Source organism: Rathayibacter sp. AY1E8 (assembly GCF_002931415.1).
GTDB lineage: Bacteria > Actinomycetota > Actinomycetes > Actinomycetales > Microbacteriaceae > Rathayibacter.
Genome location: NZ_PSVI01000080.1, coordinates 1 through 10776 on the forward strand (window position 1 = coordinate 1; position 10776 = coordinate 10776).

Sequence of the window (10776 nt, forward strand, 5' to 3'; positions counted from 1 at the left end):
TCTTCCACTACGCCGAGAGCGCCGGTCTCCCGCTCGTCGACCTGTCCGACCTCCGCGCCGTGCTCACCTACCTCGTCGGCGACGAGGGCAAGGCGGAGCAGGTGCATCCGGAGCGATCGGACCGGAAGCGACGGCGTCCGGAGCGACGGCGTCCGGAGCGACGGCGTCCGGGGCAACGGGAGCAGCGGACTGCTCCGCTCCGCTCCCCGACGCCGCCACCAGCCGCACGTCGTCCGCGACGGCCTCCGCCTCCTCCGGGCCGGCCGCCGCGTTCAGCGCCGCGGCCGCCGCCTCCGCTCGCGCCAGGGCCTCGGCGGCCTCCGCCTGCAGTCGGCGGGCGGCCTCCAGGGCCGCGCGCGCCTCGTCCCTCGCCGAGGCGAGCCCGTCGTCGTCACTCATGGGCTCAGCCTAGGTCGGCGGCGCCGGTCAGTCCTCGCGGACGTGCCAGGACTGTCCGTACCCGCCGTCGGCCTCGGGGCGGGCCATCAGCTCGAGGAACGGGTCGGCGCTGAACGCCTCCGGCCCGAGCACTCCGGCGCCGGTCCACACGCCGGTCGCGAGGAGCTCGAGGGCGACCACCGGGTTGAGCGCCGTCTGCCAGACCACGCACTGGGTGCCGTACTCGGCCATCGTCCACTCGTTGTCGCTCACGTGGTAGAGGTACACCTCGCGGCGGGCGCCGTCCTTCGTGCCCGAGACGAAGAGGCCGGCGCAGGTCCTGCCCGTCATCCGCGGGCCGATGCCGGCGGGGTCGGGCAGGGCGGCGGCGACGACGTCGCGCGGCGAGACCTCGACGGGACCGCCGGCCGAGCGGACCCGCAAGGGCTCGGTGCTGTCGAGGCCGAGGAGGTGGAGGGTGCGCAGGACGCCGATGAACTGCTCGCCGAGGCCGTACTTGAAGGTGACCTTCTTCGCGTCGAGCCAGCGCGGCATCAGCAGCACCTCCTCGTGCTCGACGTTCACGCACTCGACCGGGCCGATGCCCTCGGGGAACTCGAACACCTCCGGCTCCGAGAAGGGGGCGGTGGTGTACCAGCCGCGGTCGCGCTCGAACACCACCGGCGGGTTCAGGCACTCCTCGATCGTGGTCCAGATGGAGAAGGACGGAGCGAAGATCTCGCGGCCGTCCGCGTCGTGCACGACGAGGTTCGCGCCGTCGCGCACTCCGAGCTCGTCGATCTCGTCGAAGAGGTGGTCGGAGGCGTAGCGGGCGAAGACGTCGGAGAGTCCCGGCTCCACGCCCATGCCCACCAGGGCGAGGCGGCCGCGGGAGGACCACTCCTCCGCCGCGGCGAACTGCTCGTCGCCGAGCTTGAGCCCCGTCAGCTCGTGGGGCCGCTCGGGGTGCGGGAGCGAGAGGCTCATCGCCATGTCGAGGTAGTCGGCCTCGGCGGCGAGCGCTCCGGCGAAGATCGTCGGGACGAAGCGCGGCTCGACGGCGTTCATCACGTGGGTCGCCCCGTGCGCGCGGGCGACGGTCTCGACGTTCTCGGCGTCGGAGGCGTCGATCCGCGCGGCGACGAAGCGGTCGTCGGCACCGTGCCGCTCCGCGATCCAGGCGACCGTGCGCTCGGCGCGAGCGAGGTCGTAGTCGCAGACGATGATCTGCTCGAAGAAGGAGCGGCGCGCGGCGATCTTCGCGAAGGCGTCGCCGACGCCGCCGGCGCCGACCAGGAGGATTCTCATGGGGACACCGTAGCGACGGATCGCGTCGTCCACCATGCCGAGCACCGACGGAATCGGAGCGGAGCGCGCCTTTAGGCCACCGGATCCGTCACGGGGCGGCCCGCTCCCCCTGCTCGAGCAGGCGGAGGAAGCCGGAGAGGTGCCCGAGGCCGGTCAGCGAGGTCGGGAGCGAGGCGGCGAGCGCCGGCGAGTGCACCAGGTACGCCGCCCACTTCGCGCGCGAGACCGCGACGTTCAGGCGGTTGGGCAGGAGGAGGAACTCCATTCCGCGCGGGACGTCGGCCCCGGAGGACGCGGCGAGCGACACGATGGCGACCACCGCCTCCCTGCCCTGGAAGAGGTCGACCGTGCCGACCGGCGTCTCCTCGAGGCCCGCGGCGTCGAGGGCGGTGCGGAGGAGCCCGCCCTGGGCGTTGTAGGGCGCGACGACGATGACGTCGGCCGCGGTCAGCGTCCGCTCGCCGTGCTCGTCGGTCCAGGCGCGGCCGACGAGGGAGAGGGCGATCTTGACGACGCGCCTCGCCTCGTCCGGCGAGGAGGTGGTGTCGCCCGCGTGCTCGACCGGGACGGAGTGCACGCCCGGCTCGACCCCCTCGAGGTGGCGCACCTGCGGCGCCCGCGACCGCAGCGCGCCCTCATAGGAGAGCTCGGAGACGGCGTCGGAGAGCGCCGGGTGCATCCGGTGGGTCTGCGCGAGGAAGTAGCCGTACTCCGGCGGGAGGACGTCGTGCCCGTCGGCGAGCCAGCCGAGCGCCGACTCGTCGACCGGCTCCGGGTGCGCGCCCTGGCTCACCTGGGGCAGCTGCTGCGGGTCGCCGAGCAGGAGCAGGCGCTGGGCGGAGACGGCCGACGCGATCGTCGGGGCGAGCGAGAACTGCCCGGCCTCGTCGACCACCAGGAGGTCGAGCGAGCGGCGCGGCACGGTGACCGGGTTCGCGAAGGTCCAGGCGGTGCCGCCGATGACGCAGCCGCCGCCCTCCTCGAGGACCGCGGTGAGTGCCGCCGCGTTCTTCACCGGCGCCCAGGGCGCCGCCTCGAGCGCCTCGGGCGATGTGCCGTTCTTGGGCACCTTCGCCACGCGGGAGGGATCGACGCCGCGGCCGACGACGGCGCTCAGCACGTTCTCGACCACCGAGTGCGATTGGCCGACCACGCCGATGCGCCAGCCGTGCTCGTTCACCAGCCGTGCGATCACGTGGGAGCCGACGTAGGTCTTCCCGGTGCCGGGCGGACCCTGCACCGCGAGGGTCGCCCGGTCGAGTCCGAGCAGAGTGGTGACGACCGCGCCGATCACGTCGTCGCCCTGCACAGGAGCGACGGCTCCCGGCGGCACGCGGCGGAGGACGTCGAGCGCCGGGTCGGCCAGCATCGCGGGCAGCGCGTCGAGGACCTCGCCGCCCCACTCCGCGATCGCCTCGGGCTGGGGCGCGGCGCGCGGCGGCGGCGCGGGGGCGAGGGCGACCGGAGCGTCGTCGTGCGGATCCTCCCCCGCCTTCAGGCCCTCCTTGAGGAGCAGGACGATCCGCTCCCCGTCGTCGTCGACCGCGAGGATCTCGGAGCGCTCGGAGGCGCCGCGCAGACCGGGACCGGGCGAGGGCGCACCAGGGGGCGCCGGGGCCTCGTAGACCAGGTACGGCGACGAGCCGGTGCCGAGCCGGCTGCCGGGAGCGAGCCGGCCGAGGATCCGCAGCTCGCGCGACTGCGTGCGGGCGCGCGGGAGCTTCGCCCAGTCGCGGACGACCTCGACCCGGTCGATCATCACGACGTCGCGGGTGTCCGCCCACTCGTCCAGCGGCTGCCGGAGGCGGTCGAAGTGCTCCTGCCAGAAGGTCTTGGCCTCGCGGCGGTGGTAGTCGATCGCCGCGCCGGCGAGGGCGAGCGCGGTCTGGTCGGCCGTGCGCTCGCGCGGCTCGATCCCCTCGACCTGCGCCAGCAGTGCGACCGCGACCGGGTGCGGCTCGCGGGGCACGGGGATCTCGACCTCGAGCAGCGGCGGCAGCTCCTCGCGCGGCGGAGCGAGCTCCAGGAGCCAGTCGCGCAGGCGGAGCGTGGAGCGGCAGTCGTAGGCGTTGTACTCGGCGACGAGGTCGAGCCCGCGCTGCCCCTCGACAGGATCGACCCTCTGTGCGGCGCGCGCCTCCACGTACATCTCGATGCTGTCGGCGGCGTTCGTGACGCCGGACGCGTCCCGCTCCTCCTCGCCCATGTAGAGCGGCTCCAGCTTCTTGAGCGAGTAGCTGCGCGAGCCCACGCGGAGCGCCCGCCGCACCACCGGGTACAGGTCGACCAGGACGCCGTCGCGCAGGAGCGCGTCGACCTCCTCCTCGCCGACCCCGTGGCGGAGCGCGAGCGAGAGCAGGTGGCTGCGCTCGTAGGAGGCGTAGTGGTAGACGTGCATCCGGGGGTGCTCGACCCGGCGCGCCTGCAGGAGCGCGAGGAAGTCGAGGAGCGCCCGGCGCTCGGCCGCGAGGTCGTGCGCCCAGAGCGCGGTGAAGCGCTCCTGGTCGTCGACCATGCCGAAGAGGTAGTCGAGGCCCCACTCGCGGTTGTCCTCGGTGTGGAGCGGGTCGCCCTCGAAGTCGAAGAAGAGGTCCCCCGGGTCGGGGGCGGGCAGCCCGGCGAGCACGGAGGCGTCGATCACCTCGACGGCCGGCACCGGCGAGGACTCCGACCGCAGCTGCAGCCGCGCCTGGGCGCGCAGGCCCTCGAGCGTGCCCGCGCTCAGCCCGGGGACGGGGCCGTCGTGCTCGGCGAGCGCGTCGAGGGTGAGCACGCCGGCCGCCCCGAGCTTCGCCCGCTGGTCGAGCCGCATCCCGGCGACGAGGATCGGATCGCGGTGCGCCTGGACCTCGGGCGCGCAGACCGAGCAGCGTCCGCAGGAGGGGTAGCGCGGATCGCCCCACGCCAGCGTCTCGTCGGCGGCGAGGCGCTCGTCGAGCACGGCGCGGAGCCGGGCGCGCTGCACGCGCTGGACCGGGGCGACGACGGCCAGCTCGTGGCTGGTGACGGAGCCGTCGCCGAGCACGAGGTGCACCTGCTCCCCCACGCGGATGCCGCGGGCCTGCATCTGCTCGGCGTAGGCGGCGAGCTGCAGCAGCGCCGGGATCTTCGCGTGCCGGGCGAGCTTGGTGTCGTAGACCTCGTAGGCGCCGTCGGCGGTGCGGAGGAGGAAGTCCGAGAAGCCCAGGAACTCGCCGTCGAAGAAGGTGGCCTGGTAGAGCACGTCGACCCCGGCGCGCATCGCCTCGACGGCCGCCTCGGCCGCCGCGGGGTAGCCGGCGGGCTCGGGGCGCTCGAACTCGAGCACCTCGTGCGTGCGCTTCAGCTCGGCGAGGAAGCGGTGCTCGTGCTCGTCGCCGAGCACCGCGGTGCGCTCGAGCATCCCGTCCCTCTCGGCCTCGAGGCGCGGGGCGCGGCCCAGCAGGGCGTCGAACCGGCGGAGAACCGCCCACTCGCAGGCCGCCCAGTTCGACAGGTCGGTGGGGCTCGTGACCACGCGGCCGGACTCCAGGTACACGCGACTCCTTCCGCGACCACCGGGCGGCGATCGGCTCCAGGCTAGGGCGCCCCTCCGACACTCGTGCGGCCGCGGCCACCACCCGCACCGCTCCGGCTCCGCGTGGCAGGCTGGGCCGATGACCCGCGCGCGCTTCGAGATCATCCCGGCCGACGACATCGGCGAGCGCGCCGCGCGGGCGTTCCCGGACCCCTCCGCGGTGACGCTGACCGTGACGAGCCTGCCGAAGCACGGGACCGAGCGGACCGTGGACTGCGCGGTCGCGCTGGCCGGGCGCGGGTTCCGCGTGGTGCCCCACCTGGCGGCGCGGAACGTCGAGGGCCGCGCCGCACTCGAGCGGGTCCTCGGGCGGATGGGCGAGGCGGGGATCGACGAGGCGTTCGTGATCTCGGGCGACGCGTCCTCGGCGGCCGGCACCTACTCCACGAGCCTCGAGCTCATCCGCGACGCCCGCGAGATCTCACCCGGGCTGGCCCTGGACATCGCAGGCTACCCCGAGGGCCACCCGCACCTCTCCGACGAGAGCATCGAGCGGCACCTGCGCGAGCGCGCTCCGTTCATCCGCTCGATCGTCACGCAGATGTGCTTCGACGTCGACGCGGTGGTCCGCTACGCCGACCGGCTCCGCGAGACGGGGATCACGGCCGATCTGTGGGCGGGGGTGCCGGGGCCGGTCGAGCGCTCGCGGCTGCTGACGCTGGGCGCGCGGATCGGAGTGGGCTCCTCGCTCGGCTTCCTGAAGCGGAGCACCTCGGTGGCCGGCGGGCTCCTCCGCGGACGCCGCTTCGACCCGTCCGCGTTCGTCGCGCGCCTGGAAGCGGCGGCGGGCGACCGCCTCGCGGGCCTGCACGTCTACACCTTCAACGAGCTCGACTCCCTCGCCGCCTTCGGCTGATCGGCGAGCCTCCGCGCTCCTCGGGCGCCGATCCTCGGGGCCTCGAAGCCCTCGCAGGGAGCGCTATGCCGGTCAGGTGGTGCGGCGGATCCAGATCGGCGGGTGCGGGAGCTCGGCCTCGGTGCGCAGGCGGCCGGCGAGCGGAGCCCAGACCACGAGCGCCACGCCGATCCCGAGCAGCAGGCCGCCGACGGTGTCGCTCAGCCAGTGGGCGCCGAGGTAGGTGCGGCTCGCCATCATCGCCACGGTGTAGAGGAAGCCCGCGATCCAGACCCACAGCAGCGGGAACACCAGGGCCAGCACCATCGCCGTCGTCGCCGCGTTGGCGGTATGGCCGGACGGGAAGGAGCCGTAGTCGCTGGTGACGAGCATGTCGGCCGGGCGGGCGCGTCCCACCAGCTCCTTGACGAGCTGGGTGGCGCCCACGCTGACCAGCGCGGCGATCGCGTAGTAGAGCGCCGCCCACCGCCTGCGGAACACCAGCAGCACGGCGACGATGCCGAGCGGGATGAGCGTCGTGCCGACGAGCCCCGCTCCGACCGTGTTCATGACGAGGGCCGGGATGTCCCAGACCGGCGAGCGGTGCTCGACGATCTCGTCCATCCACTCCACGTCGAAGCGGAAGGCCGAGGTGGGGCGGAAGGCGATCAGCACGGCGAGCAGCACCGTGAGCAGGATCGCGAGCGACGCGGAGATCAGCGGCCAGCGGCGGGAGACCCGGTGGGCCGCCTCCTTCGTCAGCAGCCGGGCGGCGACGTCGTCGGACGGCACCTGCTCGCGCATCCGCGCACGCTGGACGGCGTCGGGGCGCGCGATTCCGGGCTCGGTCGACAGGCGGTCGTCGCGGTGATCCATCCGGACATGATGCCGTCACCCGGCGTTCCCCCGCTGGGGGTTGCGGGGCGGCGCGGCCGACCGATCAGAAAACCGGCGTCCGCGCGGCGGGGTTCATGACAGGGTTCGAGCGGCCTTGCGGATCCCCGGCCTTCCCCCGCGGGGGTTCGCGGCGCGCCTCAGCCGGCCGCGCGGGCCAGGCGGGCGGCGCGGAGGGCGTCGAGCCGGGTCGGCTCGGAGGAGCGCGCGAGGAGCCGCGCGGCGACGGCGCTCACGCGGGAGTCGTCCGAGGCGGAGGCCCGCTCGAGGGCGGCGGCCGCGTCGGGACCGGTGATCGAGCCGAGCGCCATCACGGCCGAGACCGCGAGCGCGGAGTCGTCGCTGCCGGCGGCCCCGTCCAGCGCGTCGACGGCAGGACGCGCGTCGTCGCCCAGGTAGCCGAGCGCGGCGGCGGCGTGACGCCGGACCGGCGCGGACCCCTCGCGGAGAGCCTGCTCCAGACCGGGGACGGCCGCGGCGCCGAAGGAGGCGAGGACGTCGGTGAGCACGTTCTGCGCCTCCGCGTCGTCGTCGCCGAGCAGGCCGAGCAGGACCGGCAGGGCGCGCTCGTCGCCGAGGCGGCCCAGCGCGAAGCGGGCCTTCGCGGCGACGGCGGGCTCGGAGTCGGCGGCCAGCGGGGCGATGTCGTCGAGCGTCGCCGGGTCGAGGATCTTGCTGAGCACGTGCAGCGCCTGCGTGCGCACCCGGGGCTCGCGGCCGAGCGCCTCGCGGGCGACGGGGACGGCGGCGGAGCCGAGGCGGCCGAGCGACCAGGTGAGCACGTCGCGGACGAAGAAGTCGGGCTCCTCCCACAGGTGCGCGGCGAGGGGCTCGGCGGTGGCGGGCTCGGCGAGCTCGCCCAGGGTCATCGCCGCGCGGAGGCGGACGTCGCGGTCGGGGTCGGAGAGCTCGGCGAGCAGGGCGGAGGAGTCGCGGGAGGACATGGGAGGGGACTGTAGCAGCGGCGCTCGGGAGCGGATCCAGCGAGGGCCGGAACGCCCGGGAGGAGCCGCAGGAGCGGGGCGTGCCGGACCGCCGGGACCCGGAGCCGAGCGCTCAGTCCTGCAGCGCCGGGACGCTCCTCGGCCGGACGATCAGCCAGAGCGCCAGGATCGACACGGTCGCCGTCGCCATCATCACCACAGCCATCGGCACGGCCGAGCCGGCGCCGAAGACCCCCGAGATCGGCGACAGCAGTCCGGCGGTGCCGAAGTTGACCGCTCCGAGCAGCGACGCGGCCGTCCCCGCCTCCCGGCCGTGGTTGACCAGGCCGAGGACCTGCACGCACGGGAAGCTGAAGCCGCAGGACGCGATGAAGAACCACAGCGGGACGAGCGTGCCCCAGAGCCCCAGCCCGAGCACGTCGAAGAGGGCGATCAGGCCGGCGGAGGTGAACAGCGTCAGCGTCGTGATCGCGAGGATCCACTGCGGCCCGATCCTCCGGCTGAGGTAGGAGGACGCCTGCACGCCGAGGACGACGCCGAGCGAGTTCACGGCGAAGAGCAGCCCGTACTGCTGCGCGTCGAATCCGTAGAGGCCCTGGAACAGGAACGAGGAGCTGGAGAGGTAGGTGAACAGGCCGGCGAAGGTCATGCCCCCGATCACCGCCACTCCGAGGAACACGCGGTCGCTGAGGACGGCCCGGTAGCGCTGCACGAGCGAGCGGTGCTCGCGCTCGTGTCGGGCGGCGCGGGGCCGGGTCTCGACGACGAGCAGGCCGACGGCCGCGACGACCAGCACGCCGTAGGCGGCGAGGAAGACGAAGATCCCGCGCCAGTCCATGATCAGCAGCAGCTGCGAGCCGATGACCGGCGCGAGCACGGGCGCGAGGCCCGACACCAGGGCGAGCCGGGACAGCATCCGCACCAGCGGGCGTCCGCCGAAGAGGTCGCGGACCATCGCCATCGCGACCACGCCGCCCGCCGCCGCACCGGCTCCCATCAGGAAGCGGAAGACGCCGAGCGTGACGATCTCGGGGGCGAGCGCCGCGCCGACGCAGGCCAGGACGTGCAGCGAGGTGGCCAGGAGGATCGGCAGGCGCCGGCCGACCGCGTCGCTCCAGGGGCCCACGACCAGCTGGCCGAGCGCGAAGCCGAGGGTCGTGCCGGTGAGGGTCAGCTGGACCGCCGCCTCCGACACGTTCAGCTCGCTCTGCAGCGCGGGGAACGCCGGCAGGTAGAGGTCGATCGTGAACGGCCCGAGGGCGGTCAGCGAGCCGAGGACGATCACGTAGACGAGGCGCTGGCGGGCCGTCAGGGCGTCGCCCGGGTGGCGGTGCACGGGGAGGGAGGCGGTCGGAGTCGAGGCGGGAGTGGACACGGAGTGCCTTCCTGCGCAGGGCGCAGCGGGGTGGGAGGGAGGGGTGCGGCCGGTGTCGTCCTCGGCTCGGGAGCGGACCTCGTCGGCTCCACGCCGCTCGGTCGAATCAATTCGATCACGTGTCGGACAGTGGCGCCACCCCTCGGCCCGCCGTCGGGTCAGACCGGGTGGAGCGGAGTGCCGAGCGGGTCGGCGAGCAGGCGCTCGAAGGCGAGCTCGGCTGCGCCCAGCATGAGCAGATCGGCGCCGAGCTCGGTCCGCACGATGCGCACGGAGTCGAGCGCGACCCGGAAGGGGCCGCCGCGGCCCAGGCGCTCCTCCAGGAACCCCGGCGCGACTCCGATCAGCGCCCCGAGGAAGCCGCCCAGCACCACGAGCTGCGGGTTGAACACGTTGATCACGTTGCGCAGGGCGACCGCGAGGTGCCCGAGCTGGCGCTCGACCTCGGCACGGACGGCCGGGTCCTCGGAGGCGGCGAGCGCCTCCTCCAGCCGCTCGCTCTCGTCGAGGCCGAGCACGGTGAGCAGCTCGGCGCGGCCGACCTCGGTCTCGAGGCAGCCGACGGCGCCGCAGTGGCAGTCGATGCCCGCGCTGTTGACGAGGGTGTGGCCTATCTCCCCCGCGTAGCCGTCGATGCCGTGCAGAGGCGCGCCGCCGACGATGACGCCGGCGCCCACTCCGCTCGCGCCGCCGTTGAGGTAGACGAGGTGCGAGACGTCGCGGCCGGCGCCGAGGACGCTCTCGGCGAGCGCACCGAGGTTGGCGTCGTTCGCCGAGAGGACGGGCAGGCCGGTCGCGTCCGCGAGCATGCGGGAGAAGGGCTCGTCGTCCCAGCCGAGGTGCGGGCCGACCCGGACGAGGCCGTCGGCGTCGCGGACGAGGCCGGGCACGGCGACGCCGATGCCGACGGTCCGCGTCTCCTCGGGCAACTCGGCGAGCAGCTCGGCGACCGCCTCGGCCGCCAGACGGGCCGCGGCCTCGGCGGTGGGGACGGAGGCGGAGCGGCGGATGCGGCGGCGGACGACGGCGTCGACCCCGACCACGGCGACCGTGACGGCGTCGATCTCGGGGTTCACGGCGAGCGCGACGACTCCGGGATCGGCCTCGACGACGGGGCTCGGCCGGCCGACCTGGTTCGGCGTGGCGGGCTCGCGCTCGCGCACGATGCCGAGCTCCACCAGCTCGCCGACCAGCGCCGCGATCGTGGAGCGGTTGAGGCCGGTCAAGCGGGTCAGCTGCGAGCGGGAGCGGGGGCCGCCGCGGTGCACGAGGCGGAGGATCGCCGAGAGGTTGTGCCGCCTGACGCGGTCGAGGTTGTTGCCGCGCGTCGCGTGGTCGGGCATCCGCGGTCTCCTCTGCTTGCGGGGGTCAGCCTAGCCGGGGGCGGGGCCGATGGCGCTCGAGTTCGAGGACGACCGCAGCGCCGCCCACCTCGACACGCAGTACCTGCTCGGGCACGACCTGCTCGTCGCTCCGGTGTTCACCG

At 74.4% G+C, this 10776-nt stretch carries 9 protein-coding genes and 1 pseudogene; 3 read left to right on the forward strand and 7 right to left on the reverse strand.

The window, feature by feature from the left end; translation table 11 throughout:
- Positions 1 to 98, forward strand: a pseudogene (locus C5C74_RS17950) (helicase HerA-like domain-containing protein); the annotation flags it as partial.
- On the opposite strand, the gene C5C74_RS17170 reads toward C5C74_RS17950, so the two are convergent.
- The 3 genes from C5C74_RS17170 to C5C74_RS15935 form a co-directional block, all read right to left on the reverse strand.
- Complete coding sequence (locus tag C5C74_RS17170) at positions 64 to 399, reverse strand: hypothetical protein (RefSeq protein ID WP_146083097.1); 336 nt, start codon at positions 397 to 399, stop codon at positions 64 to 66. The pseudogene C5C74_RS17950 and the gene C5C74_RS17170 overlap by 35 nt on opposite strands.
- 27 nt (positions 400 to 426) lie before the next feature.
- Positions 427 to 1686, reverse strand: coding sequence for a saccharopine dehydrogenase family protein (locus tag C5C74_RS15930; protein WP_104251121.1), 1260 nt, complete (start codon positions 1684 to 1686; stop codon positions 427 to 429).
- A gap of 88 nt (positions 1687 to 1774) precedes the next feature.
- Complete coding sequence (locus tag C5C74_RS15935) at positions 1775 to 5203, reverse strand: bifunctional RecB family nuclease/DEAD/DEAH box helicase (RefSeq protein WP_104261754.1); 3429 nt, start codon at positions 5201 to 5203, stop codon at positions 1775 to 1777.
- Positions 5204 to 5321: 118 nt separating this feature from the next.
- Here C5C74_RS15935 and C5C74_RS15940 point away from each other — a divergent pair, with 118 nt between their 5' ends.
- Positions 5322 to 6098, forward strand: a complete 777-nt coding sequence (locus tag C5C74_RS15940; RefSeq protein WP_104351874.1) for a methylenetetrahydrofolate reductase — start codon at positions 5322 to 5324, stop codon at positions 6096 to 6098.
- Between the two features lie 72 nt (positions 6099 to 6170).
- Here the strand turns inward: C5C74_RS15940 and C5C74_RS15945 are convergent, their stop codons facing one another.
- From C5C74_RS15945 to C5C74_RS15960, 4 genes are all read right to left on the reverse strand, one after another.
- Positions 6171 to 6953, reverse strand: coding sequence for a phosphatase PAP2 family protein (locus C5C74_RS15945; RefSeq protein ID WP_244229597.1), 783 nt, complete (start codon positions 6951 to 6953; stop codon positions 6171 to 6173).
- 158 nt (positions 6954 to 7111) lie between these two features.
- A complete protein-coding gene (locus C5C74_RS15950) occupies positions 7112 to 7915 on the reverse strand; it encodes a HEAT repeat domain-containing protein (RefSeq protein ID WP_104234526.1) in 804 nt (267 codons plus the stop codon).
- A 112-nt stretch (positions 7916 to 8027) separates the two neighbouring features.
- Positions 8028 to 9290: a multidrug effflux MFS transporter gene (locus tag C5C74_RS15955; protein WP_104258263.1), complete on the reverse strand. Its 1263-nt coding sequence runs from the start codon at positions 9288 to 9290 to the stop codon at positions 8028 to 8030.
- Between the two features lie 158 nt (positions 9291 to 9448).
- Positions 9449 to 10633 (reverse strand): ROK family transcriptional regulator, encoded by a 1185-nt coding sequence (locus C5C74_RS15960; RefSeq protein WP_104227455.1) that lies wholly within the window; start codon positions 10631 to 10633, stop codon positions 9449 to 9451.
- A 49-nt stretch (positions 10634 to 10682) separates the two neighbouring features.
- On the opposite strand from C5C74_RS15960, the gene C5C74_RS18080 reads away from it, so the two are divergent.
- A partial coding sequence (locus tag C5C74_RS18080; protein WP_146083098.1) for a hypothetical protein occupies positions 10683 to 10776 on the forward strand: 94 nt, incomplete at its 3' end.